We start from the raw sequence: 25,710 nt of genomic DNA on the forward strand, positions 1-25,710 counted from the left end.
GGGCGTAGATGTCGCAATCCACACCGAACCCAGAAGGCCCTCACCTGTTCAAGCACCCAGCACGCGTGTCACCAACGTCCCGGGACAGCACACCTAGGCCACCGGTTCCGGCACCGGCCGGTCGGCCGGACTGCCGTGCCTCGGGGCCTTCGCCGTCACCATCAGGCCCGCGACCAGGCTCGCCAGCAGCATGATGCCGGCGGCCAGCCAGATGGCGACCGTGTAGCCGTGGACGATGCCCTCCCGGACGACCTGCTCCCGCTGTGCCGGGTCGGTGAGGTGGGAGGTGATCCAGGAGGCGCTGGTGCCGGTCGCGACGGTGTTGAGCAGTGCCGTGCCGATCGAGCCGCCCACCTGCTGCGAGGTGTTGACCGTCGCCGACGTCACGCCGGAGTCCTGCGGGGCGACCCCGGCGGTCGCGGTGGAGAAGACCGGCATGAAGGTCAGACCCATGCCGAGGCCCATCAGGATCAGCGCCGGCAGGATCACGGAGGCGTACGCGGAGTCCACGGTCATCTGGGTGAGGAACGCCATGCCGCCGGAGGCGAGGAGCATGCCGGGGACCATCAGCATGCGCGGGCCCACGCGGCGCAGCAGCCGGGCCGAGATCTGCGTGGAGCCGATGACGATCGCCGCGGTCATCGGCAGGAACGCCAGCCCGGTCTTCACGGGCGAGTACCGGAGGATCTCCTGGAGGTAGTAGGTCATGAACAGGAACATCCCGAACATGCCGATGACGGCCAGCATCATGGTCAGGAAGCACCCGGCGCGGTTGCGGTCCTTGATGACGTGCAGCGGCAGCAGCGGCACCGTCGCCCGGGTCTGCCACCACACGAAGACCACGAGGAGGACGACGCCCGCGGCGAACAGCGCCAGCACCAGCGCGTCGGTCCAGCCCCGCGGCTGCGCCTCGCTGAAGCCGTAGACGAGGGCGACCAGTCCGCCGCAGCCCAGCAGCACGCCGGGCACGTCGAGGCGGGCGCCGGGGCGGCCGGGGCGGTCGTGCAGCAGGACGAAGGCGCCGATCACGGCGGCGACGGCGACGGGGACGTTGACGTACAGGCACCAGCGCCAGTTGAGGTACTCGGTGAGCACACCGCCGACGATGAAACCGACCGCGGCGCCGCTGGCCGCGAGCGCGCCGTAGATGCCGAAGGCCTTCCCGCGCTCTTTGGGGTCGGTGAAGGTCGTCGTCATCAGGGACAGCGCGGACGGCGCGAGGACGGCGGCGAAGACGCCCTGGAGGGCGCGGGCGCCGAAGAGCATCGCCGGGGTGGCGGCGGCGCCGCCGATCGCGGAGGCTGCGGCGAAGCCGATCAGCCCGATGACGAAGGTGCGTTTGCGGCCCACCAGATCCGCGATCCGCCCGCCGAGCAGCAGCAGGCCGCCGAAGGCGAGGGTGTAGGCGGTGATCACCCACTGCCGGTTGCCGTCGGACATGCCCAGGTCGTGCTGGGCGGAGGGCAGCGCGATGTTCACAATGGTCGCGTCCAGTACGACCATCAGCTGGGCCAGGGCGATCACCACCAGCCCCCACCAGCGGCGGGGGTCGGCTTTCGCGGGCGCGGCCGGCTCACCTGTCCGGGTGGCACTCATCTGGTCAGAAGACCATGAATCGGGTCGTACCGCATCCGCGCGAGGGCTGGACCGGCAGTCGATAGGGCAGTCGAAAGGATCAGGGCTCCAGGACCACCTTCCCGGTCGTCCCCCGGTTCTCCAGCGCGCGGTGCGCGGCGGCGGCGCCGGCGAGCGGGAAGCGGTGCACGGCCGGGACGAGCCGTCCCTCGGCGGCCTGGGCGAGGGCCCGCAGTTCGAGGGTGCGTACGGGGTCGTCGCCACCGGCCTTCTCCATCATCACGGGGCCGAGCACCTGCTGGGAGACGCCCTCGACGAGGTACGGGATGCCGTCGCCGTCGTGCGGGCTCATGCCCGACCAGCCGAACACCAGGTGCCGGCCGCCGGGCCCGAGCAGGGCGACGGCCTCGCGGGCGACGTCCCCGCCGACGCCGTCGAAGACGACGGTGGCCTCGTCGCCGCCCAGGTGGGCGCGGACCTTGGCCGGCCACTCGGGGTCCCGGTAGTCGACGGCGAGGTCGGCGCCGTTCGCGGCGACGCGGGCGGTCTTCTCCGGGCCGCCCGCGAGGCCGATCACCGTGGCGCCGGCGTGCTTCGCGTACTGCACGAGCAGCGTGCCGATGCCGCCGGCCGCGGCCGGGACCACGGCCACGGAACCGGGGCCCAGGTCGGCGAACTGCAGAATCCCCATCGTCGTACGCCCCGTCCCGATCATGGCGACGGCCTCGGCGAAGTCCAGGTTCGCGGGGATCTCGTGGAGGCGGGCGGCGTCGGCGACGGCGAGTTCGGCGTAGCCGCCCGGGGCGAAGCCGAGGTGGACGACGACCCGCCTGCCGAGCCAGTCCCCGGACGTGCCCTCCCCGAGGGCGTCGACGACACCGGCGACCTCGCGGCCGGGGACGGTGGGCAGGTCGGGCGGCTGGGGCAAGGGCCCCTGGACGCCCTCGCGCAGGGCGGTGTCCAGCAGGTGGACGCCCGCCGCGCGGACGGCGACCCGGACCTGACCGGGACCCGGCCGCGGGTCCTCGACCTCTTCGAGGACGAGGTTCTCGGCCGGGCCGAAGGCGTGCAGACGGATGGCGCGCATGGGGTCCCCCCAGGGTGAGGCGGGCTGTGTGTGGGTCCCACCCAATGACCTCAAGCATGCTTGAGGTCAAGCTCGCGCCTGCCCAGCGCCAGGGACACCGCCGTCAGCGCGCTGTTGAACGACACCTCCGACAGCAGCCCCGGAGCCGCCACCTGGTCACCGGCGAGGTAGACCCCGTCGCCCCGGTCGACGGCGGGCCGGTCGCGCCACGTGCTGCCCGGCAGGTCCACGGCCCCGGTACGGCCGTTCGCGACCGCCTCCCGCCGCCAGGTCAGCCGCTCGCGCCAGCCGGGGAAGCCGAGGTCGAGCAGCTCGTCGGCGCGGGCGCTGCCGTCGGCCTTCGACTCGCCGGGCGCGATGGGGATCTGCCCCTGGATCAGCTGCTCGCCCGCCGGCGCCAGGGTGCGGTCCTGCGCGGTGAACCGCTCGATCCAGCCCGGCGCGTCCAGATCCGAGACCGCGAAGGCGTCACCGCGCCGGGTCCGTACGGCCAGGTCGACCAGCGTGGTGCGCCCGCTCGGCCAGGCCAGCGAGGCGTCCCCCAGCAGGCGGCGCGCGGCGTCCAGGGAGGTGGCCACGACCACCGGGGTGTCGGCCGGGACCGTGTCGACGCGGGAGAGGGTCTCCATCCGGACCCCGAGGTTCCATGCCAGGGCGGCCATCCGGTCGATCACGCCCGCCCAGCCGCCGCGCGGATAGTGCGCCTCCGGCGGTAGCTTGGCGGCCCGGCGCAACCGCTCGTGCACGAAGGCGGCGGACAGCGAACCGGGGTCGTGGTGGAAGAGGGCGACGGCGCAGTAGTGGGCGGCTGCCCGCGCACCCTCCTCGCCCGCGATTCCCGACGCCCAGGTCAGGAAGTCGCTGTCCACGGGCGCCCGCCCCGCGCCCCGGCGCAGCAGCTTGAGCATGGCGAAGGGCGGGGTGCGGCGCAGCACACCCTTGTGGCGCAGCCGCAGCCGGGCCCCCTCCAGCGGCGGGAGCGGCGCGAGCGGACCGATCAGGTCGCGCTGCCTGAGCCACGACCAGTGCGGGCCGCCGTTGTAGAGGGCGTGCGGGCCGTCGTTGGTGCGGTAGGGGCCGTCGGCCGTCCGGGCCCGTCCGCCGAGCGTGTGGTGGGCCTCGTGCACGGTGACCTTGGCGCCCGCCTCGGCGGCGGTGATGGCCGCGGTGAGTCCGGCGAAGCCGCCGCCGATGACGGTGATGCGATGCATGGCTGTGGTTCTCCCTCGGGTCGGGGACGCCTTGCGGAGTGCCTGTCCGTGAGTACGACGCCGCCGGGGGTGGCGAATGTGACATGCGGCCGGGGAGCGGCCTTCGCGCAGGCCGGAGCGGACGGCCGGAGCGGTTGTCAGTGGCGGGGTGCAGCATGGGGGGTATGGCGAGGAGAGCGGCGGGCGGCGGCGGTGCGGGTTCGAGGCCGGGTACGGCGAAGGTGCGGGCGGCACGCCGCCCCGAGCTGCGGCTGCCGCCGCTCGAGCCTTACGACGGCGGTGAGCTGGAGCCGGACGGGGACTACGACGGGCTGGAGTTCCGCGAGACTGACTTCGCGGGCCAGGACGGCGCGGGCGCCCGCTTCATGGACTGCGCGCTGACGGGCTGCGCGCTGGACGAGGCGTCGATGCCCCGCGCCCGGCTGCTCGACTCCGTCCTCAACGGCGTCCGGGGCGTCGGCGTGAACCTGGCCGAGGCCACCCTGCGCGACGTCGAGCTGCACGACGCCCGCCTGGGCGGCACCCAGCTGCACGGCGCAGTGCTGGAACGGGTCCTGATCCGCGGCGGCAAGATCGACTACCTGAATCTGCGCCGGTCCCGGCTCAAGGACGTGGTCTTCGAGGGCTGCGTCCTCGTCGAGCCGGACTTCGGGGGCGCCCGCCTGGAGCGGGTCGCGTTCGTGGACTGCGCCCTGAAGGAGGCGGACTTCAGCGCGGCGTCCCTCACCGACGTCGACCTGCGCGGCGCCGCCCCGCTGGAGATCGCCCGGGGCGTGGACCGGCTCTCCGGCGCTGTGATCAGCCCGGCCCAGCTGCTGGACCTGGCGCCGGTCCTGGCGGCGGAGCTGGGGGTGCGGGTGCTGGCGGAGGAGTAGGGTCCGTCCGGCCCGGGGCGCTCAGGAGACCCGCGGGAAGCGGGCCTGGAGGGTCCAGATCGCCGGGTTGTCCGCCAGGTCGTCGTGCATGTCGGTGAGGTCGGCGATCAGGTCGTGCAGGAAGTCCCGGGCCTCCCGGCGCAGTTCGGCGTGGGAGAAGGACAGCGGGGGCTCGTCCGCCGGCACCCACTCCGCCTCGATGTCGACCCAGCCGAAGCGGCGCTCGAAGAGCAGGCGGTCGGAGGACTCGGTGAAGTCCAGCTCCGCCCGCTGCGGCCGGGCGGCCCGGGAGCCCGCCGGGTCCCGGTCGACGCGCTCCACGATGTCGCACAGCGCCCACGCGAAGTCGAGCACCGGCACCCATCCCCAGGCTGTGGACAGTTCCCGGTCCGCCTTGGTGTCGGCGAGGTACACGTCCCCGCAGAACAGGTCGTGCCGCAGGGCACGGACGTCCGCGCGGCGGTAGTCCGTCTGCGGCGGGTCCGGGAAGCGGGTGGAGAGGGCGTAGCCGATGTCGAGCACGCAGGTGATGGTGTCACGGCGGCGGCCCGGGTGCGCCGTCGCGGGCCCCCGCGAGCGGCGGGGCGTCGGCTAAGTTGCCCGGCGTGATCATCACCCCGCTCCACCTCACCCCCGACCACGACATCCCCGGCCCCCTCCTCACCGAACTCACCGCCCTCTACGCCTCCAACCACGCCTTCCACGCGCTCGGCGGCGACTTCCCCGACCCGGACGACATCCGTCCGGAGCAGGTGGCGGCGGCGCTGGCCGACGAGTTGGCGCGGCCGGGCGCCGAGGTGCTGCTCGCCCGGGACGCGGGCCGGCTGGTCGGCGTCGCGGTCACCCTCGCCCGGCACCCCGACCCGGCCGACCCGGACCCCTGGATCGGGCTGCTGATGATCGACGCGGGCCTGTGGGGTCAGGGACACGGCCGACGGCTCGCGTCCCTCGTCGAGGACCGCTTCCGCGCCGCGGGCCGCACCGCCGTACGGCTCGCCGTCCTCGACTCCAACACCGGCGGCCTCGCCTTCTGGACCGCCCTCGGCTACACGGCCGTGGACCACCGCCGCGACCACGCCCTCGGCCGGCCCTGCACGGTGCTGCGCCGCCCCCTGGACAGCGACCGGCCGCGCACGCCGCGCCGCGCCGCCCGGTTCGCCGTGCTCGACCCCGAGGGAGCGGTCTTCCTCTTCCGCTACGACAACACCGAGGTCGGCGTGTACTGGGCGATGCCCGGCGGCGGCCTGGAGGCGGACGAGAGCCCCCGTGAGGGCGCCCTGCGCGAGGTGCGCGAGGAGACCGGCTGGACCGACCTGGAGCCCGGCCCGCTGCTGTGCACCTGGGAACACGACTTCACGCACCTGAGCGTCGGCCCCGTCCGCCAGTACGAACACATCTACGTCACCCGCGGCCCCCGCCGCGAACCCACCGGCCCGCACCTCGCCGCCTCCCACGCCCAGGACGGCATCCTCACCTGGAGGTGGTGGACCCGCGAGGAACTCGCCGAGTCCCCCGAAGCGCTCTGGCCCCCGGACCTGGCCCGGCTGCTCGACGCGTTCGAGGCACCCGGGGTGTCCGAGCCGTCCGAGGCGCCGGGGGAGTGAGGCGGGAGGGACGGGGCCGGCGGCTCACGGGCTGTCCGGCCTGCCGTCCCCGTACAGCCAGTCCTCCCAGATCGCCGTGAAGTCCTCGTCCGGCGCCGACTTCTCCACGTACGCCGTGAAGTCCTCGGTGTCCGCGTTGCCGTGGCGGTGCTCGGCGGCCCAGCCCCGCAGGAGGCCGAGGAACGCCTCGTCGCCGACCGCCTGGCGGATCTTGTGCAGGACCATCGCGCCGCGCTGGTAGACGGGGCTCGCCGAGATGTGCTCCGCGTCGGGCGGCTCGGCGGGCGGGAACGCCCAGATCGAGGCGTTCGCGTCCGCGTCGTCGTAGTAGGTCCCGTCGTAGAGCGCGTCGAAGGTCTCCTGTGCGGTGTCGCCGCCCTGGTCCTCCTCCCACAGCCACTCGGCGTAGGTGGCGAAGCCCTCGTTGAGCCACATGTCGCGCCAGGTCTCCGGGCTGACGGAGTTCCCGTACCACTGGTGCGCGAGCTCGTGGACGAGCAGGACGGTGTCGGGGGCGCCGGGGAAGTAGGGCCGGTTCTGCGTCTCCAGGGCGTACCCGGCGTCCGCCACGCGGTCGACGATCGCCCCGGTGGAGGAGAAGGGGTACGGGCCGAAGTTCTCCACGGCCCACTCCATGACCTCGGGGATCCGCCCCAGCACCTCGCGGCTCGCCTCGGCCTGCCGCGGGTCGACGGCCGTGTGGACCGGCAGCCCGTCGTCGGTGGTGAAGCGTTCCGTCTCCCACTCGCCGACGGCGACCGTCACGACGTGGCTCGCCATCGGCTCTCCGACGTGCCAGGTGGACGTCGTACGGCCGCCGCGGGTCGACTCGCCCGTCAACTCGCCGTTGGAGACGGCGCCGAGCCCCTCCGGCACGGTCACCTTCAGGTCGTACGTCGCCTTGTCGGAGGGATGGTGGCTGCCGGGGAACCAGGCCATCGAACCCGTCGGCTGACCCAGCCCGACCGCGCCGTCGGCGGTGGGCAGCCAGCCCTCCTCCGAGTCGTCGGGGTCGGTGATCGTCACCGGTTCGCCGGAGTAGCGGACGGTGACGCGGAAGGTCTCCCCGTCGTCCAGCTCGTCGGCCGGGCGGACGGTCAGCTCCTGACCGGCCCGGTTGAAACGGGCGTCCCGGCCCTCGACGGTGACCTCCTCGACGTCCAGGCCCTTGAGGTCCAGGTTGAAGGCGGACAGGCTCTGGGTCGCACGGGCGGTGATCACCGCCGTTCCGGTGAGGTGCCTGCCGTCGGGGTCGTAGGCCAGGTCGAGGTCGTAGTGCCCGATGTCGTAGCCGCCGTTGCCCGCCTTGGGGAAGTACGGGTCGCGCACGCCCGAGCCGCCGGGGGTGCCCTCGACCGCGCCGCCACCGCTGCACGCCGCGAGGGCGGTGGCGGTGGCGGCGGCTACGAGCAGACGGGGGGTGGTGCGCACGTCGCGATCCTATGGGGCGTTTCACGTGAAACGCCCGTTGGGAAAGGCTGCGCGGCCCGTGAGCGGGCTAGTTCAGCGCCGCCGCGCCCGCCTGCGCGAACTTCTCGTCCAGGGCGCCGGAGGGGGCACCCGCCACACCGATGCCGGCGATCGGCGCCTTGCCGGACGTGACCGGGACGCCGCCGCCCAGGAACAGGGTGCCCGGGATGTCCTTCAGGTTCGGGGCGTTCTCCAGGCGGCCCTCCAGCTCGGAGGTCGGGGCGTTCCAGGAGACGGCGGTGTACGCCTTCTTCTCGGCCGACTCGTAGGACTGCGGGCCGGCGCCGTCACCGCGCATGGTGAGGATCGTGTTGCCGTTGCGGTCGACGACGGCGACCGTGATCCGCTGGCCCTCCTTCTTCGCGGCCTTCAGCGCCGCCTGCGCGGCCTCGGTCGCGGCGTCGATCGTCAAGTGCGTGGAGGTGGTGGTGTCGCGCTTGCCCGCCTCGGCGGCGACGGGGGCGGCGGCCACCGCGGAGTCCTGGGCCGCGTCGGGGGCGGAGGCGTTCGCCGCGACCGTGCCGAAGGTGCCGGCGGCGACCGCGGCGAGAACGGCGCTGCCGGTGGCGATGCGGGCGCGGCGGGAGAGGGACTTCTTCATGGGGGCCTTCTTCATGGGGTCTGCTCCTCGAAAGGGCGGCGGCTTCCGTCTGCTCTCCACCCTCCGCCCGGCACCGGGGGTGCGCGGTCGCCGTTCCGGCTGCCGGTCGCGCACGGATCGGGCGACGGCGGGGTCGTCCGATCGGCTGACCCGCGGGCCGTCCCGAAGGGTCATCATGGGAGTGTTCGCGCAGCTCAGCGTTCCCCTGCGGCAGGTTGAGGGGGAGGGGCAGGCGCGGCCGCGGACGCGGGCGGAAGGAGGTGGGCGCCGGATGCCGAAGCCGTACGACCCGGACAGCCGGTGGCTCGGCGCCGTGATGCACGCGGCGTTCTTCCTCCTGCTCGGCGGCGCCCTCGCCCGCTTCCTGCTGCGCCACCCCGGCGAGCCCCGCACCCCGTGGATCTTCGCCCTCTCCCTCACCCTCGCGGTGCTGCACCTGCTCGGGCCGGTGCTGAGCGGACCCGGGCCGTCCAGCCCCGTTGATCGGCCCGCCCGGCGGCGCCTGGCCTGGCTGGGCCTGGTGGTCGTGGTGTGGATGGTCCTGGTCGTACTCGCGCCGAGCTTCGCCTGGTGCGCGGTGCCCCTCTTCTACACCGGCCTGCGCACCCTCCCGGCCAGGGCGGCGCTGGTGCTGGTCACCGTCCTGACGCTGTTCGTCGTCGCCGCGCAGCTCCGGCTCGCAGGGGGCTTCGACCCGAACCTGCTGCTCGCGCCGCCCGCCGTCGCCGCGATCGCCGCCGCCGTGTTCCTGCACACCGAACGGCAGGCGGCCCGGCAGCGCGCCCTGATCGACGACCTGATCCGCACCCGCCGGGAACTCGCCGCCTCCGAGCGCCGCGAGGGCACCCTCGCCGAACGGCAGCGGCTGTCCATGGAGATCCACGACACCCTCGCCCAGGGCCTGTCCAGCCAGCGGATGCTGCTCCAGGCCGCCGAGCGGATCTGGGAGACCGACCCGGACAAGGCCCGCACCCACGTCCGGGGCGCCGCCTCCGTCGCCGAGCACAACCTCACCGAGGCCCGCCGCTTCGTCCACGACCTCGCCCCCGCCGACCTCGCCCGAGGCGGCGGCCTGGACGCGGCGCTGCGCGCCCTGGCGACGCGGGAGTCCGGCGACCACCTCACCGTGCGCGTCCACGTCGACGACGGCGGCCGGTCCCCGCTGCTGCCCGACCGCGTCCAGTCGGCCCTGCTGCGCATCGCCCAGGGCGCCCTGGCCAACGTCCGGGAACACGCGGGCGCCGCCACCGCCGCCCTGACCCTCACCCTCCTCGACGACCAGGCCGTCCTGGACGTCACCGACGACGGACACGGCTTCGACCCGACGGCGCTCCCCGACGCCGCCGCCGGGGTGCGCGGACACGGGCTGCCCGCGATGCGCGCCCGGCTGCGCCAGCTGGGCGGCACCCTGACCGTGGAGTCGGCGCCCGGCGAGGGCACCGTCCTGTCCGCCGCCGTCCCCCTCGAAGCGCCCCGCCCCGACCCGGCCGACCGGCAGGAGACACCCCGATGACCCACCCGGCAGACGGCGGGCCCGCCCCCGTCCGCATCCTGGTCTGCGACGACCACGTCGTCGTACGGGCCGGACTGCTCGCCCTGCTCGACAGCGCCCCCGGCATCGAGGTGGCCGGCGAGGCGGGCACCGGCGAGGAGGCGCTGGCGCTCGCGGCGCGGCTGGCGCCGGACGTGGTGCTGATGGACCTGCAACTCGGCGCGGGCATCGACGGCGTGGAGGCCACCCGCCGCCTCACCGCCGCCACCGCGACCGGCTCCGGCCGCGTCCCGCACGTCCTGGTGCTGACCACGTACGACACCGACGCCGACATCACCCGCGCCATCGAGGCCGGCGCGACCGGCTACCTGCTCAAGGCCGAACGCCCCGAGGAGCTCTTCGCCGCCATCCACGCCGCCGCCCAGGGCCGTACGACGCTGTCCGGTCCCGTCGCCGGCCGTGTCATGGCCAACATGCGCAGCCCGCGCCCCTCCCTCACCGACCGCGAACGCGACATCCTGGCCCAACTCGCCACCGGCCTCGGCAACCGGGAGATCGCCCGCGCCCTGTTCATCAGCGAGGCGACGGTGAAGACGCACCTGCGCCGCATCTACGACAAGCTGGGCGTCGACACCCGGGCGGGCGCGGTCGCGGTGGCGAAGGAGCAGCGCCTGCTGCCGTGAAGCCCGTCACGGAAGCCCGGCACGTCCCGTCACGGAAGCCCGGCATGTCCCGTCACGGAAGCCCGGCACGGGAACGCCGAAGGCCCCCCGGCCGGACGTCCGGGGAGCCTTCGTACCGTGTAACGCGCGGGCGAACGTCAGACGTTCACGCCGAAGTCCTGGGCGATGCCCACCAGGCCCGAGGCGTAGCCCTGGCCGACGGCGCGGAACTTCCACTCGGCGCCGTTGCGGTACAGCTCGCCGAAGACCATGGCGGTCTCGGTGGCCGCGTCCTCGGACAGGTCGTAGCGGGCGATCTCGGCGCCGCCGGCCTGGTTGAGGATGCGGATGTAGGCGTTGCGCACCTGGCCGAAGTTCTGCGAGCGGTTCTCGGCGTCGTAGATCGAGACCGGGAAGACGATCTTCTCGATGTCGGCCGGGAGACCCGCCAGGTTGACGTTGATCGCCTCGTCGTCGCCGGCGCCCTCGCCGGTGCGGTTGTCACCGGTGTGGACGATGGTGTTGTCCGGCGTCTGCTTGTTGTTGAAGAAGACGAAGTGGGCGTCGGAGTAGACCTTGCCCTGCGTGTTGACCGCGATCGCGGAGGCGTCGAGGTCGAAGTCGGTGCCGGTGGTGGTACGGACGTCCCAGCCGAGGCCCACGGTGACTTCGGTCAGGCCCGGAGCCTCCTTGGTGAGCGAGACGTTGCCACCCTTGGACAGGCTTACAGCCATTGTTGGGAGTCCCTTCCCTCGTTTACGTACGGCAAGAAAGTTACAGCTACCCCCATGAACGACGAGAGGGGTCCACAAGGTTCCAGCTCTCTTTACTTTCTTTACCGAGGCCGGGGCCGAGGATAATGGGGTGACGTGGACCGTACGGGGACGGGAACATGGACGGCATGTCCGGTCCCCATGTCATCCGCGGCTCCGTCTCCCTTCCCGAGGCCGAGCTCGTCTGGCGTTTCTCACGTTCCTCCGGGCCGGGCGGGCAGCACGTCAACACCACGGACACGGCCGTGGAGCTCCGCTTCGACCTGGCGCGCACCGATGCGCTGCCCGAGGTGTGGAAGCGCCGCGCGCTGGAGCGGCTGGCCGGACGCCTGACCGACGGCGTCGTCACCGTCCGCGCCTCCGAGCACCGCTCCCAGTGGCGCAACCGCGAGACCGCCGCCGTACGCCTCACGGCCCTCCTCGCCGAGGCCACCGCCCCTCCGCCCAAGCCGCGCAGACCGACCCGCATACCGCGCGGCATCAACGAACGCCGGCTCCGCGAGAAGAAGCAGCGCTCGGAGACCAAGCGGGGCCGCTCCCCGAAGAACTGGGACTAGTCCCCGACGGCTTCCGGCTCCCCCAGCTTCAGCACCCCGATCGTCTGCCCCTCGCTCGTCTCCCCGTCCGGCCGGAAGCCCAGGCCCAGGTAGAAGCCCTCGGGGCCGTCCGGGCCCGGGTGCCAGGTGACGTAGCACTCCTCGCCGCCGCGCCGGCGGATCTCCCCGGCCACCGACTCCACCGCGAAACGGCCGTATCCCCGGCCCTGTTCCCCGGCCGCGATGTTCAGCCGCCACAGCCCGGAGCGCCGCACGCTGCCGTCCTCGTACCAGTCGATGTCGAAGAAGGCCATGAGGAAGCCGACGGGGCGGTCGCCGTCGAGAATCAGGCGGGGCCAGGCGACGCCGGGATGGAGGTAGGCCTCGGCGAGCGACGTCGTCACCGGCTCGACGGCGAACTCCTGGTCGGGGCGGACCCGGATGGCGGTGGCGGCCTCGAAGTTGGCGCGGGTGACTTCCTCGAGGCGGAGCGTGGTGCTGGTCGTCATGCGCGCACCCTAGGCTGGCGCCGCACGGACGACGAGCGAATAAGCGGACGACGAACGAATAAACGGACGACGAGCGAACTGGAGGTCACCCCAACTGCCGGTACCGCCCCCGGAAGTACGCCAGCGGTCCGCCGTCCGCGCTCGGCAGCGAGGCGGTCAGTACGCGGCCGATGACCAGGGTGTGGTCCCCGGCCCGCACGCGCTGCTCGGTGCGGCACTCCAGGGTGGCCAGGGCGCCGCCGACCAGGGGCGCGTCGGTCGCCTCGCCCCGCAGGTAGGGGATGTCGGCGAAGAGGAGCCGGTCGCTGACGCGGCCCTTCATGGCGAAGCGCCCGGCGATGTGGCGCTGGCTCTCGGACAGGACGGAGACCGCCCACAGGGGCTGCTCGTCCAGCAGGTCGTCCATACGGGAGCCCTCGCGCAGGCTGACCAGGACCAGCGGCGGGTCCAGGGAGACGGACATGAAGGCGGTGGCCGTCATGCCGACGTCCTCGCCGCTCGGCGCCTGCGGGTCGTCGGGGTCCAGCGGCGGCTCCTGCGCGGTCACCAGGACCACGCCCGAGGCCAGCCGGGACATGGCGGCACGGAACTCCTCGTTGCTCACCCCCTCAGCATGCCCGGCGGCGGGCGGCGGCGACGGGAGCGTGGGGGACGCGGGGGACGCGGAGGACGTGAGAGAAGGAGTGTTCGGCACGTCGTCACGCTAATCGCCGGGGCCGGGGCGAGGCATCGGGCCCCGGGCCGAACCGGGTCCTAGGACCACAGAAGGAGTTCGGCGCGAGACGTGCGGACAGACGCAAAATTTGCGTTCAGTAAACGCACAGAGAAAACGCAGAAACACCACTCAATTGTTCATCTTTCGCTGTGACTTGAGTCACAAGGGGCGGTAATTGTTGACCCTGTGTACCGAGTGGGCAGCGCGCTGTGATTCAGTGGCGGGGAACTGGAAGGGCACCATCAGTAAAGGCGCCAAGGCAACCCTTGATTCGCTGCGAGGCCTCGGGGGGAGGGCGAGCATGGAGACCGAGTCGGAGCCCTACGTCCGTCTTGCGTCCCTGCGGCAACTGCACCAGGCCATGGCCGACATGAACAAGGCCCGCAGCCTGGCCGACACCCTGCAGGCCGTCGCCGACGGCGTCGTCCAGGCCCTCGGGTACGAGCTGGCGTGCGTCAACCTGGTGCGCCCCGACGGTGACCTCGTCGTCGCCGCCTTCTCCGGCAACCAGGCCGCCGAGGCCCTCATCACCGGCCGGGCGGGCTCCCGCGAGTCCTGGGACCGGCGGCTGCGCATGGGCGAGCAGTGGGGCGACCTGATCTTCATACCCCACACCGAGGGCTGGGTCCTCGACGACGACGACGTCCCGCAGTGGTACACCGACGGGCCCGCGCCCCGCTTCGAGGACGAGTGGCACCCCTCGGACCGGCTCTTCGCCCCGATGTACGCCCCCGGCCCGCAGGGCGGCGGCAACAGCGGCGAGCTGATCGGCGTCCTGTCCGTGGACCGTCCGCGCAACGGCCGCCGTCCGGGCGCCTGGGGCCGCGAGGCTTTGCAGATGTACGCGTTCCAGGCCGCCATCGCCATCAGCAACGCCCGGCTCCGCTCCAACATGCAGCGCGCCCTGGTCCGCCTGGAGCGCGACCAGCAGGCGCTGAGGGCCAGCGAGGAAAGCTTCCGGCAGGCCTTCGAGTACGCCCCGTCCGGCATGGCCATCGCCGAGATGGGCGGCGACCAGCACGGCCGCATCCTGCGGACCAACGACGCCCTGTGCCGCCTCCTGGGCCGCCCCGCCTCCGCGATGCGCCGCTACGCCTTCTCCGACCTCGTCCACCCCGAGGACATCGGCACCCTGCTGCGCACCTCCGCCGAGGGCGGCCGGGCCGAGCTGCGCCTGGGCCGCCGCGACGGCACGTACGTCTGGGTCTCCCTGCGCAACAGCGTCGTCGCCGACGCCGCCGACGGGCCCCGCTTCCTGCTCACCCACGTCGAGGACATAGAGGAACGCAAGCGCCGCGAGCTCCAGCTCGCCCACCGCGCCTCCCACGACTCCCTCACCGGCCTGCCCAACAGCGCCGAGCTGCGCTCCCGCCTCGCCGCCCGGCTGTGCCGGCGCCCGCAGTCGCCCCACGCGGGCGTGGCGGACGCGATGGACGCCGCCTACGGGGACTCCGCCGTCTTCGACTCCGGCGGCCATACCTTCGACTTCGGGGCGGCGGCCACCGAGCCGTACGGCGCTTACGACCACCATGTGCACGCCGTCGCCCCCGAGGACGGCCGCGACGACGGCACCAAGGGGCTCGCGGTCCTCTTCTGCGACCTGGACGGCTTCAAGTCGATCAACGACCGGTTCGGGCACAACGCCGGTGACGCCGTCCTCATCGAGGTCGCCCGCCGGCTCAGCGGCGGCGTCCGCGACGGCGACACGGTGGCCCGGCTCGGCGGCGACGAGTTCGTGATCCTCGCCAACGGGCTCGGCCGGGCCGACGCCCAGGACCTCGCCGTACGGCTGCGGGGTGAGATCATCCAGCCGATCCGGGCCGAGGGACGGGCCGTCCGGGTGGGTGCCAGCTTCGGCATCGGGTGGGCACACTGCGGCATGACGGCGGACGAAGTGCTGAAGTCTGCTGACGAACGTATGTACGTCGAGAAACGATCTCGTCCCAAACAGCACCGACGTGCCGGATGATCACCAGGTCAGGGCGCTGATGCGGTCTGAGTCACCCTTTCGGGTCAGTGCGAGCGGGTAGGCTCGCCCTCTCACGACCCGTACCGCACACGCAAGCATCTGGTTAGGAGACCAAGGGATGACGCCCGGCAACAACGGCGCGAGCACGCCCGAGGACGACGACCCCTTCGGCTACCTCTACGCCGACGGGCAGGCCAACGGGGCCCAGCCGCCGTCCGGTGGCTACGGCTACCCGAACTCCGTCAACCGGGTGCGTCCCGTCGGCACACGGCAGTACGGCGGCGCACCGCAGGGCCAGGCGGCCCCGACCGCCGCCTACGGCCAGGCCGCCCCGCAGCAGCAGGGCGCCTACGGGCAGCCCCAGGGCGCGTACGGCGCGCCCAACGCGCACTACGCGGCGCCGGAGACGCTCCCCGGGGGCGGCGCGCCGAACGGCCCGCAGCAGCCGGGACGCGGCGCGGGCGGGGGCGGCGGACGCCGCGGCCCCAACACCAAGGGACTGCTGATCGGCGCGGTCGCGGTCGTCGCCGCGGTCGTCGTCGGTATCGCCGTGGCCATGACGAGCAGCGGCTCCGAGGACGACAAGGGCGGCAACGAGGCCGGCGGCGGCTCCACGCCCACCCAGTCCCAGAGCAGCGAGCCCAGCCCCTCGGCCAGTAACACGGCCGAGGAAGAGGTGAAGCTCCCGGCGACCGACGCGAAGGCGCTCAGGCTGTCGCCCGGCATGACGACCGCCTCGGACATCGAGGGCGCGAAGGCCGACGGCGGGGTCTACGTCACGGGCTTCAACCAGGTCGGCGCGAAGGTCACCTGGACCGTCAACGGCATCGAGAAGGCCGGCAGCTACCGGCTGAACGTGCGCTACGGCACCCCGGGCACCGACGCCGACGCCACCCTGCTGGTCAACGGCAAGGCCCAGGCCCGTCCGCTGAACATGAGCAACTTCGGCGGCACACCCGCCGGGGACTGGGAAAAGGGCTGGAAGTCCACCTGGGCCACCGTGAACCTCAACGAGGGCACCAACACGATCGAGCTCGCCTGCAACGCGGACAACAAGTGCGAGGCGGTCATCGACCAGTTCTCGCTCGCCACGGGCTGACGGCTCCGTAGACCGGCCGCGGGCACCGTCCGCCCTCTCGCGTTACGCCCGCGTGGGTCCCGCCGCCGCGTGCTGCGTGGGTCCCGTCGCCGCGTGCTGCGCGGGCCCCGTCCGCCGTCTCGTGTCACGCCGCGTCGGCCTCCGCCGTCACCGCCACCCCGCGGCCGAGCAGCTCCTCGTACGCCGCCCGGTCGAACTCGCCCGCCACCGGCGCCAGCACCGTCGCCGCCGACAGGGCGACCGCGCGGGCCAGCCTCTCCGGCCAGGGCAGGTGCTGCACCAGGCCGGAGAGCAGCCCGGCGACCGCCGAGTCGCCCGCGCCGGTCGGGTTGCCGCGGACGTGGGCGGGCGGGGCGGCGCGCCAGCGGCCCTCCGGTGTCTGGGCGAGCAGCCCGGCGGCGCCCAGCGAGGCGACCACCGAGCGGGCGCCGCGGCGCCGGGCGGCCTGCGTGGCCCGCAGCGGCTCGTGCGAGCCGGTCAGCTCGGCCAGTTCGTCGGCGTTCGGCTTGATGATGTCCGGACGGGCGGCGACGCCCCGGCGCAGCGGCTCCCCGCTGGTGTCCAGCAGTACCGGCACGCCCGCCGCGCGGGCGGCGCGCACCAGACCGGCGTAGGCGCCCACCGGGACGCCCGGCGGCAGGCTGCCGCACAGGGCGACCGCGGCGGCACCGGCGAGCAGATCCTCGTACGCCTCCTGGAAGGCGTGCCACTCGGCGGGCGCGACGGCCGGGCCGGGTTCGTTGAGCTGGGTGGTGTCGCCGGTGCGCTCGTCCACGACGGCGATGGTGCGCCGGGTCGCCCCCGCCACCGGCACGAGCGCGTCCGCCACCCCGGGCACGCCGGTGAGTCCCGCGCGCACGGTGTCGCCGGTGGTGCCGCCCGCGAAGCCGGTGACCGTGACCTCGTGCCCGAGGGCGGCCAGCACCCGGGCGACGTTCAGGCCCTTGCCGCCGGGACGCTCCGTCACCTCGGTCACCCGGTGGGAGGCGTGCGGCCTGAGGCCCGGGACGCGGTAGGTGATGTCGAGCGCGGTGTTGAGTGTGACGGTGAGGATCACCGTGCCGACCTCCCCCGATCGTCTTCGGCTGGCGTGCCCGCGGAGCTGTGCTCCACGACACGATCATGCCAAAAGGGCGGCGGTCGGCCCAGCCCCCGGTCGGCCGTCGCGGCCCGACCCGGGGACGGATCAGGCCAGTTGGGGATCGACCACCCATGCGCCCCGGCGCATCACACCCACCAGGTCGAACGCGTCGTCCAGGACCACCAGGTCGGCGTCCTTGCCGGGCTCCAGGGAGCCGATCCGGTCGTCCAGGCCCAGCAGCCGCGCCGGGTTGGCGGAGATCGCCGCGACGATGTCCCCGACCGGCAGCCCGTCCACCGTCACCGCCCGCTTGAAGGCGCGGTCCAGGGTGAGCGTGGAGCCCGCGATCGAGCCGCCCTCCACCAGCCGGGCCACGCCGTCCGCGACCTCGACCTCCAGCGGGCCGAGCAGGTAGCGGCCGTCGCCGAAGCCGGCCGCGTCCATCGCGTCGGTGATGAAGGCGACCCGGGCGGCGCCCGCGTGGTGGAAGGCCAGCTGGAGCGCGGCCGGGTGCAGGTGCGTGCCGTCGTTGATCAGCTCGACGGTGATCCGCTCGTCCTCCAGCAGCGCGGTGATGGGACCGGGGGCTCGGTGGCCGACCGGGGGCATCGCGTTGAAGAGGTGCGTGGCGACCGTCGCGCCCGCGTCGATGGCCTGCACCGTCTGCTCGTAGGTCGCGTCGGTGTGCCCGACGGCCGCGATCACACCGTGCTCGGTGAGCAGCCGTACGGAGTCCAGGCCGCCCGGCAGCTCGGTGGCGAGCGTCATCATCCTCGCGTGGCCGTGCGAGGCGTCGACCAGCTTGCGGACCTCGGCCGGGTCCGGGTCGCGCAGCAACTGCTCGTCGTGGGCGCCCTTGCGGCACGGGGAGATGAACGGCCCCTCGAAGTGGATGCCGGCGACGTCGCCCTGCTGCGCCAGTTCGGCGAGCAGCCCGGCCTGCCGGGCGAGGAAGTCGAGGTCGCCGGTGACGGCTGAGGCGACCACCGTGGTGGTGCCGTGCCGGCGGTGGGTCTCGACGCCCTTGAGGACGTCCTCGGCGGTGCCGCCGGTGAAGGAGGCGCCGCCGCCGCCGTGGTTGTGGATGTCGACGAAGCCGGGGACCACCCAGTGGCCCGACACGTCGACGACCTCCGCCCCGGGGGGCGCCGTGTCCGCGATCCGCGTGCCGTCGACGATCACGCGGCCGTCGTCCACGGTCCCGGTGGGCAGTACCACCCGGGCACCGGCGAGAACCTTGCTTGGGGCCATCAGGTGGTTACCTCCGGGGGAGTCGTGGTCGTGGGGGTGGTGCCGTGCGGATCGGTGCCGAGCAGGTCCCAGGCCAGCAGCCCGGCGCCCAGGCAGCCCGCGGTGTCCCCGAGCGCCGCGGGGACGATCTCGGGCAGCTTCTGGAAGGTGACGCGCCGTCGGACGGCGTCCCGCAGCGGTGAGAACAAGGTTTCCCCGGCCTCGGCGAGGCCGCCACCGATGATCAGGACGCGCGGGTCCAGCAGAGTGAGCGCGGTGACCAGCCCGTCGGCGAGCGCGTCCACGGCGTCCCGCCACACGGCGAGTGCCCGCGCGTCCCCCGATTCGACGGCCTTGGCGCAGTCGGCGGCGTCCGCCTCCGGGTCGCCGCACGCGTCCGCCCACGCCTGGCTGACCGCCGACGCGGACGCGAACCGCTCCAGGCATCCGCGCTGCCCGCACGGGCACGGGACGCCGCCGGGGCGCACGACGACGTGGCCGATCTCGCCCGCGAAGCCGTGGGCGCCCGACTCGACCCGGCCGTCGATGCCGATGGCGCCCGCGATGCCGGTGCCCAGCGGCACGAACAGGAACCGGTCGGTGCCCTTCCCGGCCCCGACGCGCCCTTCGGCGAGCCCGCCGGTGCGCACGTCGTGCCCGAGGGCGACCGGGACGCCACCGAGCCGGTCGCCGAGCAGCGCGCGCAGCGGTACGTCGCGCCAGCCGAGGTTGGCCGCGTAGACGGCGGTGCCGTGCTCCTCGTCGATGATGCCCGGGACGGCCACGCCCGCGGCGGCGGCGGGCTCGCCGAACCGGTCGGCGCCCAGGGCGCGCAGTTCGGCGGCGAAGTCCAGGATGCCCGCGACGACCGCCTCAGGGCCGCGCTCGCGGCCGGTGGCCCGGCGGGCCTGGTGGAGCAGTTCGCCCCCCGGCCCCGCCAGGGCGGCCTTCATCCCGGTGCCGCCCACATCGAGGGCGATGACATGTCTCACGGAGACAGTGTGGCCCGTTGACCCGGGAGAGGTCTAGTCCACTGCCGTGGTGTAGACCTTATTCCGTTAAACGAACAAGCGCGCAAGCGCGAATCAGTGAACAAGCGAACAAGTGAACGACTGCGGCAAGCAGTGCACGACGTGTCGTCGGCAGGGTTGGGGAATCAGGGTGCAGCGGCGTAGGACAGGAACGATCGCGGTGGTGTCCGCACTGGGCATGACGGCGGTCCTCGGCGGCTGCGGGCTCACCGGCGACTCCGGCGAGGTGACGCTGAAGCTGGTCGCCGCCGACTACGGCGACAGCAAGGCCAACAGCTCCCAGGGCTACTGGGACGACGTCGCCAGTGCGTACGAGGCCAAGCACCCCGACGTGAACATCGACGTCACCGTTTACTCCTGGAACGACGTCGACCGGAAGGTCCGCGAAATGGTCGAGGCCGGCCAGGCTCCCGACCTGGCCCAGATCGGCGCCTACTCCGACTACGCGGACAAGGACCTGCTCTACCAGGCCGGCGACGTGCTCTCCATCCCGGTCCAGGCGAACTTCGTCTCCCAGCTCTCCACCGCCGGCCAGATCAACGGCGCCCAGTACGGCCTGCCCTTCGCGGCCTCCACGCGGGTGCTCTTCTACAACAAGACCCTCTTCGACAAGGCCGACGTCACCCCGCCCAAGAGCTGGGACGACCTCGCCGAGGCCGCCGAGGCGCTGAAGGCCGAGGGCGTGAAGTACCCGTACGCGCTGCCGCTGGGCCCCGAGGAGGCGCCGGCCGAGGCGATGCAGTGGATGCTCAGCGGCGGGGGCGGCTACACCGACGACGTCGGCACCTACTCCATCGACTCCCCGCAGAACGTCACCACCTTCACCTGGCTCAGGGACGAACTGGTCGCCAAGGGCCTCACCGGCCCCGTCGCCCCCGGCAAACTCGACCGCGCCGACGCCTTCGCCGCCTTCGCCAACGGCGACGTGGGCATGCTCAACGGGCACCCCACGCTGATGAAGTCGGCGTCCGACAAGGGCGTGAAGTACGGCATGGTGACGACCCCCGGCATCGACGGCGCGAGCAAGAACACGCTCGGCGTCACCGACTGGATGACGGCCTTCAAGGAGAACGGCCACCAGGAGGAGATCGGCGACTTCCTCGACTTCGTCTACAGCGACGAGAACGTCCTCGCCTTCTCCCGCCGCTACGACCTGCTGCCGGTCACCACCTCCGCCTCCCAGGTCATGAGCACGGCCAAGGAGGACGCGAACCTCAAGCCCTTCCTGAACGAACTCCTGCTCTCCGAGCTCTACCCGGTCGGCAAGACCTCCTGGGCCTCGGTCAGCGCGGACGTCAAGAAGCGCATCGGCCAGGCCGTCGCCCCCGGCGGCAGCCCCGAGGAGGTGCTCGGCCAGATCCAGGCCACGGCGATGCGGGCGGGCAGCGCGGAGTAGCGGCGCGAGCGAGGGCTGTCGGTGGTGGGCGTTACGGTGCCGTACATGGACCTGGGACAGAGGGAGCGGGACGTCCTCGCGCTGGAACGCCGGAGCTTTCCCGGCCCCGGCGCCAAGGAGCGGGCGATCCGCGAGGAACTGGGCCTGGCCCCCGTCCGCTACTACCAGCTCCTCAACGCCCTCCTGGACGACCCCCGCGCGCTCGCCGCCGACCCGGTGACGGTCAACCGGCTGCGCCGGGTACGGGAGTCGCGCCGCTCGGAGCGGTGAGATTGCCCGCGGCTGTCGCGGGATAGGTTCGCGGTATGGGCAGCCACCAGGAATCCACCCGTGACGACTCCCCGGACCACCTGCCGACCCCCGCGACCGAGGCCGGACGCGAAGGCCTCGACGCCCTCCTCGCCGACCCCGGCCGCGCGGTGATCGCCCTCGACTTCGACGGCACGCTCGCCCCGATCGTCGCCGACCCCGACCGGGCCCGCGCCCACCCGGACGCCGTACCGGCGCTCGCGGCCCTCGCCCCGAAGGTCGCCGCCGTCGCGGTGATCACCGGCCGCCCCGCCGAGGTCGCCGTCCACCACGGAGGCTTCGCGGGCGTCCCCGGCCTCGACCACCTCGTCGTCCTCGGCCACTACGGCGCCGAACGCTGGGACGCCGCCACCGGCACCCTCACCGCCCCCGACCCGCACCCCGGCGTCGCCGCCGTCCGCGCCGAACTGCCCGGCCTGCTGGAGCGGTCCGGCGCGGGCGAGGGCACCTGGATCGAGGAGAAGGGCCACGCGGTCGCCGTCCACACCCGCCGCGCCCCCGACCCCCGGGCCGCCTTCGACGCCCTGCGCGCCCCGCTGACCGACCTGGCCTCCCGCAACGGCCTGATCGTGGAACCGGGCCGCATGGTCCTGGAACTGCGCCCACCCGGCATGGACAAGGGCGCCGCGCTGCGGGAGTACGTCCGCGAACTCGACGCCGCGTCCGTCCTCTACGCCGGCGACGACCTCGGCGACCTCCCCGCCTTCGACGCCGTCGACACCCTCCGCACGCGGAACACCCCCGGCCTCCTGGTCTGCAGCGGCAGCGACGAGGTCCCGGACCTGAGCAAACGAGCCGACCTGGTGGTCGACGGCCCGGAAGGAGTAGTAGGCCTACTGCGCGCCCTGGCGGCCCACCTCGCGTAGGCCGCCCGCCGCAGCGCCACGCTCCCCCGCCGCAGCGCCGCACCCCCGCCGTAGCTGCGGGCAGTCGTGCCGCTGGGGCGGCACGGGTGGGCGCAGCGGCAACCCGTCGGCGCCGGGCTGCGCCCCCCCGCCCAGCCCCCACGCCGGTCACCCGGCCACGAGGCTCAACCCCTCAACGCCTCCAACTGCTCCAAGAACCACCGCCCCGGCGGCAACGCCGTCCCCGCCGCAGCCAACCGCTTCGACCGCTCCCCCCGCTCCCCGGCCCCCACCGACAGCGCCTCGTGCAACGCCTCCGCCGTCCCGGACACGTCGTACGGATTCACGACGACCGCGTCCTCACCCAGCTCCTCGTACGCCCCCGCCTCCCGCGACAGCACCAGCACACACCCCTCGTCGGAGACGACCGGAACCTCCTTCGCGACGAGGTTCATCCCGTCCCGGACGGGATTGACCAACGCCACGTCAGCCAGCCGGTACGCCGCCAGCGACCGCGCGAAGTCGTCCTTCACGTGCAGCACGACCGGCGTCCACCCGGCCGTCCCGAACTCGTCGTTGATCGACTCCGCCACCCGCCGCACCTCGGCCGTGTAGTCCCGGTACACGGCGAGATCCTGCCGCGACGGGTACGCGAACGCCACGTGCACGACCCGCTCACGCCACTCCGGCCGCCCCGCCAGCAGTTCCCGGTAGGCCAGCAGCCCCCGCACGATGTTCTTGGACAGCTCGGTCCGGTCCACCCGCACGATCGTGCGGCGGCCCTCCCCGATCTCCTCGCGCAGGTCCGCCATCCGCTCCTCGACGTCGGCCTCGTGCGACCGCTTCCGCAGGAAGTCCCCGTCGGCGCCCAGCCCGTGCACGCCGATCTCCGTACCGCCGAGCCCGCCCACCACGGCGTCGCAGCACGCGGTGAACGCGTCCGCCCAGCGCCGGGTGAGGAACCCGAGCCGGTCCGCGCCCAGCATCCCGCGCAGCACCTGCTCGGCGATGTCGTCCGGCAGCAGCCGGAAGTAGTCGACCGGCGCCCAGGGCGTGTGCGAGAAGTGACCGATCCGCAGGTCGGGCCGCAGCTCGCGGAGCATCCCCGGCACCAGCGTCAGGTGGTAGTCCTGCACGATCGCGACCGCGCCCTCGGCGGCCTCCTCGGCCAGCGCCTCGGCGAACGCCCGGTTGTACTTCTCGTAGGAGGCCCACTTCAGCCGGAACTCCGCGTCGAAGACCGGCTCCAGCGGCGTCTGGTACAGCATGTGGTGCACGAACCACAGCACGGAGTTCGCGATCCCGTTGTACGCGTCCGCGTGCACGTCGGCCGGCACGTCCAGCATCCGCACGCCGTCCTCGCCGACCCCGCGCCGCACCGCCTCGCGGTCGCCGTCGCTCAACGCGGAGCACACCCACAGCGCCCCCGCGTCCGGCCCGATGGCCGACAGTCCGGAGACCAGCCCGCCCCCGCCCCGTTTGGCGTCGAGTGAACCGTCCTTGCGCACCTCGTAAGAGACGGGCCCCCGATTGGAGGCGACCAGCACCTGAGCAGTACCGAAGCTTGCAGCCATACGCCTCAACGTAGCCCGGCCCTCAAAACCTCAAACGTGCCCGGGGATCACTTCGGCGGCGATTCGGTCACGCCGCTTGTGTGGGAGATGTGAACGGGTCGAGGATATGCGGTGCACATTTCAACTTCTTGGGGGGTGGGCCTCGTGCCCGTTCGTATACGCATGCGCAGACTCGCGGCCTCCGCGGCACTGGTCGCGGCCTCCGCGCTGACGCTGGCCGGCTGCGGCGACGGAAGCGCCGGTACGCAGGCGGACGAGCGGCCCGCGACGGCCACCGCCGCACAGAGCCCCAGCCCCACCCCCGAGGCATCCCCCGCCGCACAGTCCCCGACCCCGACCCCGACCCCGACCCCCACGCCCGTCACGCTGCCGGACTTCACCGGCCGCGGCGTCGGGTCGGCCGTCGCCTCCGCCAAGCAGGCCGGTCTCGACTACACCGTCCAGCTCCAGGGCACCGGACGGCAGGCGTCCTCCTGGGGTCCCGGCGAGGAGGTCTGCGAGCAGACCGACGGCCCCGACGGCGTGACGTTCACCGTTCCCCGCGACGGCCGCGACTGCGCCGGGAGCCTGCTGCACACGCCGGAACCGGCCCCCACCCCCGCACCGGAGAAGACGAAGGACACGGGCACCGGGGGCACCGGCGGCGGCACCGGCGCCTGCGAGCTGACCAGCCCCGCCGGCAACTGCTACGCCGACGGCCAGTTCTGCGCCAAGAAGCACCGCGGCCTGAGCACCCACGGCCGCGGCGGCGAGTACCTGACCTGCGAGCCGGACTCCGGCGGCACCTGGCGCTGGTCGGACGGCGTCACCGGCTGAGGCGCCCCGCCCTCACGCCACCCGGCGGGCCGCGTACTCGGCGATCTCCGTCATCGGGGGCCGCTCCTCCGTGTCCACGGAGTACGTGCGCGGCTCGAAGCCGTCGGCGCCCCGCTCGAACTGGGTGAGGGCGGGCCGGACCAGATGGCCGCGGGCCAGCCGGAGCTGGGCGGTGCGGTAGATCGCGGCGGACATCCGGCCCAGCGCCTGGCCGTCCTGGTGCCGGTGCCTGCGGACGCCGACGTCGACCTGCGCGAGGGCGTCCAGCCCCACCAGGTGCAGGGCGTCGACCAGCATCCCCAGCTCGACGCCGTAGCCGACGGGGAAGGGGAGCTGTTCGAGCAGGGAGCGGCGGGCCGCGTACTCGCCGCCGAGCGGCTGGACGAAACCGGCCAGCCGCGGCCAGTGCATGTTGAGCAGCGGGCGGGCCATCAGCTCCGTGACCCGGCCGCCCTGCCCGGGAGCCGCGCCGAGCGGGCGGTCGTACATGGCCTTGACGAGGTGCACGTCCGGGTCGGTGAGCAGCGGGCCCACGATGCCGGAGACGAAGTCGGCGCGGAACTCGCGCAGGTCGGCGTCGACGAAGCAGACGATGTCGCCCCCGGTGACCAGCAGCGAGCGCCACAGCACCTCGCCCTTGCCGGGCACCGCCGGGACGCGCGGCAGGATCGTGTCCCGGTGCACGACCCGCGCGCCCGCCGCCGCGGCCACCTCCGACGTGCGGTCCCGCGACCCGGAGTCCACCACCACCAGCTCGTCGACGAGCGGCACCCGCTCCATCAGTTCCCGGCGGATCACCGAGACGATGTCGCCGACGGTCGCCTCCTCGTCGAGGGCGGGCAGCACCACGCTGACCGACTGCCCGCCGGCGTGCTTGGCGCCCATGAGCTGCTGGATCGGCCGGTCCCGCACGGACCAGGAGCGTGCGCTGAGCCAGCGCTCGACTTCTTCCAGCACGGTCTCCGGCTCCCTCTGTGATCCATCTCGCGGTTCGGACGACTATCTCAACTGTCGTGGCCGTCGGTTACAGTCTTGAACAACGCGGGCGACCATCGCATGCCGGGGTCGCCGCGTGACCAACAACTGAACACCGCTCATCCAGAGGGGCAGAGGGATACGGCCCGATGAAGCCCCGGCAACCCTCCAGTCGGTTCTTGTCACACGGACGTGGCGAGGCTCCCGGCTAGGGAAGGTGCCAAATCCGTCTCACGGCGAGATGCGTCGTGAGGAAGATGAGGAGAAAGGGCCTC

Annotated in this window: 25 protein-coding genes and 1 riboswitch; of the genes, 11 read left to right on the forward strand and 14 right to left on the reverse strand. The window is 73.3% G+C overall.

Annotation, left to right across the window (positions count from 1 at the left end; genetic code table 11):
- Nucleotides 1-93: 93 nt before the first annotated feature.
- The 3 genes from KUM03_RS07125 to KUM03_RS07135 all read right to left on the reverse strand — a co-directional run bounded on the left by KUM03_RS07125 (nucleotide 94) and on the right by KUM03_RS07135 (nucleotide 3,873).
- Nucleotides 94-1,596, reverse strand: coding sequence for an MFS transporter (locus KUM03_RS07125; protein ID WP_217246166.1), 1,503 nt, complete (start codon nucleotides 1,594-1,596; stop codon nucleotides 94-96).
- 79 nt (nucleotides 1,597-1,675) lie between these two features.
- On the reverse strand, nucleotides 1,676-2,662 hold the full coding sequence (locus KUM03_RS07130; RefSeq protein ID WP_217246167.1) for a zinc-binding dehydrogenase: 987 nt from the start codon (nucleotides 2,660-2,662) through the stop codon (nucleotides 1,676-1,678).
- A 50-nt stretch (nucleotides 2,663-2,712) separates the two neighbouring features.
- Nucleotides 2,713-3,873 carry an NAD(P)-binding protein gene (locus KUM03_RS07135; protein WP_217246168.1) on the reverse strand — a complete coding sequence of 387 codons (1,161 nt, stop codon included), beginning with the start codon at nucleotides 3,871-3,873 and terminating at the stop codon, nucleotides 2,713-2,715.
- Between the two features lie 164 nt (nucleotides 3,874-4,037).
- Here KUM03_RS07135 and KUM03_RS07140 point away from each other — a divergent pair, with 164 nt between their 5' ends.
- On the forward strand, nucleotides 4,038-4,748 hold the full coding sequence (locus KUM03_RS07140) for a pentapeptide repeat-containing protein (RefSeq protein ID WP_217246169.1): 711 nt from the start codon (nucleotides 4,038-4,040) through the stop codon (nucleotides 4,746-4,748).
- 21 nt (nucleotides 4,749-4,769) lie between these two features.
- On the opposite strand, the gene KUM03_RS07145 is transcribed toward KUM03_RS07140, so the two are convergent.
- Nucleotides 4,770-5,270 (reverse strand): hypothetical protein, encoded by a 501-nt coding sequence (locus tag KUM03_RS07145; RefSeq protein WP_217246170.1) that lies wholly within the window; start codon nucleotides 5,268-5,270, stop codon nucleotides 4,770-4,772.
- An 83-nt stretch (nucleotides 5,271-5,353) separates the two neighbouring features.
- On the opposite strand from KUM03_RS07145, the gene KUM03_RS07150 reads away from it, so the two are divergent.
- Nucleotides 5,354-6,352 carry a bifunctional GNAT family N-acetyltransferase/NUDIX hydrolase gene (locus KUM03_RS07150; RefSeq protein ID WP_217246171.1) on the forward strand — a complete coding sequence of 333 codons (999 nt, stop codon included), beginning with the start codon at nucleotides 5,354-5,356 and terminating at the stop codon, nucleotides 6,350-6,352.
- A gap of 24 nt (nucleotides 6,353-6,376) precedes the next feature.
- On the opposite strand, the gene KUM03_RS07155 is transcribed toward KUM03_RS07150, so the two are convergent.
- Both KUM03_RS07155 and KUM03_RS07160 read right to left on the reverse strand, forming a co-directional pair.
- Nucleotides 6,377-7,783: a M1 family metallopeptidase gene (locus KUM03_RS07155; RefSeq protein ID WP_217246172.1), complete on the reverse strand. Its 1,407-nt coding sequence runs from the start codon at nucleotides 7,781-7,783 to the stop codon at nucleotides 6,377-6,379.
- A gap of 67 nt (nucleotides 7,784-7,850) precedes the next feature.
- A complete protein-coding gene (locus KUM03_RS07160; RefSeq protein WP_217246273.1) occupies nucleotides 7,851-8,423 on the reverse strand; it encodes a heme-binding protein in 573 nt (190 codons plus the stop codon).
- A 271-nt stretch (nucleotides 8,424-8,694) separates the two neighbouring features.
- On the opposite strand from KUM03_RS07160, the gene KUM03_RS07165 reads away from it, so the two are divergent.
- Both KUM03_RS07165 and KUM03_RS07170 read left to right on the forward strand, forming a co-directional pair.
- Entirely contained in the window at nucleotides 8,695-9,936 is a 1,242-nt protein-coding gene (locus tag KUM03_RS07165; RefSeq protein WP_217246173.1) for a sensor histidine kinase, read from the forward strand.
- The gene (locus KUM03_RS07170; protein WP_217246174.1) at nucleotides 9,933-10,598 is read left to right on the forward strand and encodes a response regulator transcription factor; all 666 of its coding nucleotides are present in this window, start codon (nucleotides 9,933-9,935) and stop codon (nucleotides 10,596-10,598) included. Before KUM03_RS07165 ends, KUM03_RS07170 begins: the two co-directional genes overlap by 4 nt.
- A gap of 137 nt (nucleotides 10,599-10,735) precedes the next feature.
- On the opposite strand, the gene KUM03_RS07175 is transcribed toward KUM03_RS07170, so the two are convergent.
- On the reverse strand, nucleotides 10,736-11,311 hold the full coding sequence (locus tag KUM03_RS07175) for a TerD family protein (protein WP_007450822.1): 576 nt from the start codon (nucleotides 11,309-11,311) through the stop codon (nucleotides 10,736-10,738).
- A 158-nt stretch (nucleotides 11,312-11,469) separates the two neighbouring features.
- On the opposite strand from KUM03_RS07175, the gene arfB reads away from it, so the two are divergent.
- A complete protein-coding gene (arfB, locus tag KUM03_RS07180; protein ID WP_217246175.1) occupies nucleotides 11,470-11,907 on the forward strand; it encodes an alternative ribosome rescue aminoacyl-tRNA hydrolase ArfB in 438 nt (145 codons plus the stop codon).
- Here arfB and KUM03_RS07185 read toward each other — a convergent pair.
- Together KUM03_RS07185 and KUM03_RS07190 are read right to left on the reverse strand one after the other, a co-directional pair.
- Nucleotides 11,904-12,395 carry a GNAT family N-acetyltransferase gene (locus tag KUM03_RS07185; protein ID WP_217246176.1) on the reverse strand — a complete coding sequence of 164 codons (492 nt, stop codon included), beginning with the start codon at nucleotides 12,393-12,395 and terminating at the stop codon, nucleotides 11,904-11,906. The genes arfB and KUM03_RS07185 overlap by 4 nt on opposite strands.
- Before the next feature lie 85 nt (nucleotides 12,396-12,480).
- Nucleotides 12,481-13,089, reverse strand: coding sequence for a flavin reductase family protein (locus tag KUM03_RS07190; RefSeq protein ID WP_217246177.1), 609 nt, complete (start codon nucleotides 13,087-13,089; stop codon nucleotides 12,481-12,483).
- A 322-nt stretch (nucleotides 13,090-13,411) separates the two neighbouring features.
- Here KUM03_RS07190 and cdgB point away from each other — a divergent pair, with 322 nt between their 5' ends.
- Nucleotides 13,412-15,079, forward strand: a complete 1,668-nt coding sequence (cdgB, locus tag KUM03_RS07195; RefSeq protein ID WP_217246178.1) for a diguanylate cyclase CdgB — start codon at nucleotides 13,412-13,414, stop codon at nucleotides 15,077-15,079.
- Between the two features lie 118 nt (nucleotides 15,080-15,197).
- Complete coding sequence (locus KUM03_RS07200) at nucleotides 15,198-16,178, forward strand: CBM35 domain-containing protein (protein WP_217246179.1); 981 nt, start codon at nucleotides 15,198-15,200, stop codon at nucleotides 16,176-16,178.
- Between the two features lie 124 nt (nucleotides 16,179-16,302).
- On the opposite strand, the gene KUM03_RS07205 is transcribed toward KUM03_RS07200, so the two are convergent.
- The 3 genes from KUM03_RS07205 to KUM03_RS07215 all read right to left on the reverse strand — a co-directional run bounded on the left by KUM03_RS07205 (nucleotide 16,303) and on the right by KUM03_RS07215 (nucleotide 19,442).
- A complete protein-coding gene (locus KUM03_RS07205; RefSeq protein ID WP_217246180.1) occupies nucleotides 16,303-17,235 on the reverse strand; it encodes a 1-phosphofructokinase family hexose kinase in 933 nt (310 codons plus the stop codon).
- A gap of 129 nt (nucleotides 17,236-17,364) precedes the next feature.
- Nucleotides 17,365-18,510, reverse strand: coding sequence for an N-acetylglucosamine-6-phosphate deacetylase (nagA, locus tag KUM03_RS07210; RefSeq protein WP_217246181.1), 1,146 nt, complete (start codon nucleotides 18,508-18,510; stop codon nucleotides 17,365-17,367).
- Nucleotides 18,510-19,442, reverse strand: coding sequence for an ROK family protein (locus tag KUM03_RS07215; RefSeq protein WP_254398982.1), 933 nt, complete (start codon nucleotides 19,440-19,442; stop codon nucleotides 18,510-18,512). Before KUM03_RS07215 ends, nagA begins: the two co-directional genes overlap by 1 nt.
- A gap of 208 nt (nucleotides 19,443-19,650) precedes the next feature.
- On the opposite strand from KUM03_RS07215, the gene KUM03_RS07220 reads away from it, so the two are divergent.
- The 3 genes from KUM03_RS07220 to otsB are packed head-to-tail and all read left to right on the forward strand — an operon-like array spanning nucleotide 19,651 to nucleotide 22,091.
- Nucleotides 19,651-20,916, forward strand: a complete 1,266-nt coding sequence (locus KUM03_RS07220; RefSeq protein ID WP_217246183.1) for an ABC transporter substrate-binding protein — start codon at nucleotides 19,651-19,653, stop codon at nucleotides 20,914-20,916.
- Nucleotides 20,917-20,961: 45 nt separating this feature from the next.
- Complete coding sequence (locus KUM03_RS07225) at nucleotides 20,962-21,186, forward strand: DUF3263 domain-containing protein (RefSeq protein WP_073729652.1); 225 nt, start codon at nucleotides 20,962-20,964, stop codon at nucleotides 21,184-21,186.
- Between the two features lie 35 nt (nucleotides 21,187-21,221).
- Nucleotides 21,222-22,091, forward strand: a complete 870-nt coding sequence (otsB, locus tag KUM03_RS07230; protein WP_217246184.1) for a trehalose-phosphatase — start codon at nucleotides 21,222-21,224, stop codon at nucleotides 22,089-22,091.
- Between the two features lie 164 nt (nucleotides 22,092-22,255).
- Here the strand turns inward: otsB and KUM03_RS07235 are convergent, their stop codons facing one another.
- Complete coding sequence (locus KUM03_RS07235) at nucleotides 22,256-23,644, reverse strand: trehalose-6-phosphate synthase (RefSeq protein ID WP_217246185.1); 1,389 nt, start codon at nucleotides 23,642-23,644, stop codon at nucleotides 22,256-22,258.
- A gap of 162 nt (nucleotides 23,645-23,806) precedes the next feature.
- Here KUM03_RS07235 and KUM03_RS07240 point away from each other — a divergent pair, with 162 nt between their 5' ends.
- Entirely contained in the window at nucleotides 23,807-24,460 is a 654-nt protein-coding gene (locus KUM03_RS07240) for a hypothetical protein (RefSeq protein WP_254398975.1), read from the forward strand.
- Between the two features lie 12 nt (nucleotides 24,461-24,472).
- Here the strand turns inward: KUM03_RS07240 and KUM03_RS07245 are convergent, their stop codons facing one another.
- Nucleotides 24,473-25,417 (reverse strand): glucosyl-3-phosphoglycerate synthase, encoded by a 945-nt coding sequence (locus KUM03_RS07245; protein ID WP_217246187.1) that lies wholly within the window; start codon nucleotides 25,415-25,417, stop codon nucleotides 24,473-24,475.
- 134 nt (nucleotides 25,418-25,551) lie between these two features.
- A riboswitch (SAM riboswitch) is annotated at nucleotides 25,552-25,699 on the forward strand.
- Nucleotides 25,700-25,710: the final 11 nt, after the last annotated feature.

It is taken from the genome of Streptomyces sp. AC602_WCS936 (assembly GCF_019049125.1).
Taxonomy (GTDB): domain Bacteria; phylum Actinomycetota; class Actinomycetes; order Streptomycetales; family Streptomycetaceae; genus Streptomyces.

Bases quoted from the DNA above. Each gene is read 5' to 3' on its own strand.
- KUM03_RS07185 (WP_217246176.1), bottom strand. From the start codon at position 12,395: ATGACGACCAGCACCACGCTCCGCCTCGAGGAAGTCACCCGCGCCAAC.
- KUM03_RS07235 (WP_217246185.1), bottom strand. From the start codon at position 23,644: ATGGCTGCAAGCTTCGGTACTGCTCAGGTGCTGGTCGCCTCCAATCGG.
- nagA (WP_217246181.1), bottom strand. From the start codon at position 18,510: ATGGCCCCAAGCAAGGTTCTCGCCGGTGCCCGGGTGGTACTGCCCACC.
- KUM03_RS07140 (WP_217246169.1), top strand. From the start codon at position 4,038: ATGGCGAGGAGAGCGGCGGGCGGCGGCGGTGCGGGTTCGAGGCCGGGT.
- arfB (WP_217246175.1), top strand. From the start codon at position 11,470: ATGGACGGCATGTCCGGTCCCCATGTCATCCGCGGCTCCGTCTCCCTT.
- KUM03_RS07240 (WP_254398975.1), top strand. From the start codon at position 23,807: ATGCGCAGACTCGCGGCCTCCGCGGCACTGGTCGCGGCCTCCGCGCTG.
- KUM03_RS07130 (WP_217246167.1), bottom strand. From the start codon at position 2,662: ATGCGCGCCATCCGTCTGCACGCCTTCGGCCCGGCCGAGAACCTCGTC.
- KUM03_RS07215 (WP_254398982.1), bottom strand. From the start codon at position 19,442: ATGAAGGCCGCCCTGGCGGGGCCGGGGGGCGAACTGCTCCACCAGGCC.
- KUM03_RS07200 (WP_217246179.1), top strand. From the start codon at position 15,198: ATGACGCCCGGCAACAACGGCGCGAGCACGCCCGAGGACGACGACCCC.
- KUM03_RS07170 (WP_217246174.1), top strand. From the start codon at position 9,933: ATGACCCACCCGGCAGACGGCGGGCCCGCCCCCGTCCGCATCCTGGTC.
- KUM03_RS07225 (WP_073729652.1), top strand. From the start codon at position 20,962: ATGGACCTGGGACAGAGGGAGCGGGACGTCCTCGCGCTGGAACGCCGG.
- KUM03_RS07125 (WP_217246166.1), bottom strand. From the start codon at position 1,596: ATGAGTGCCACCCGGACAGGTGAGCCGGCCGCGCCCGCGAAAGCCGAC.
- KUM03_RS07165 (WP_217246173.1), top strand. From the start codon at position 8,695: ATGCCGAAGCCGTACGACCCGGACAGCCGGTGGCTCGGCGCCGTGATG.
- KUM03_RS07135 (WP_217246168.1), bottom strand. From the start codon at position 3,873: ATGCATCGCATCACCGTCATCGGCGGCGGCTTCGCCGGACTCACCGCG.
- KUM03_RS07175 (WP_007450822.1), bottom strand. From the start codon at position 11,311: ATGGCTGTAAGCCTGTCCAAGGGTGGCAACGTCTCGCTCACCAAGGAG.
- otsB (WP_217246184.1), top strand. From the start codon at position 21,222: ATGGGCAGCCACCAGGAATCCACCCGTGACGACTCCCCGGACCACCTG.
- cdgB (WP_217246178.1), top strand. From the start codon at position 13,412: ATGGAGACCGAGTCGGAGCCCTACGTCCGTCTTGCGTCCCTGCGGCAA.
- KUM03_RS07160 (WP_217246273.1), bottom strand. From the start codon at position 8,423: ATGAAGAAGTCCCTCTCCCGCCGCGCCCGCATCGCCACCGGCAGCGCC.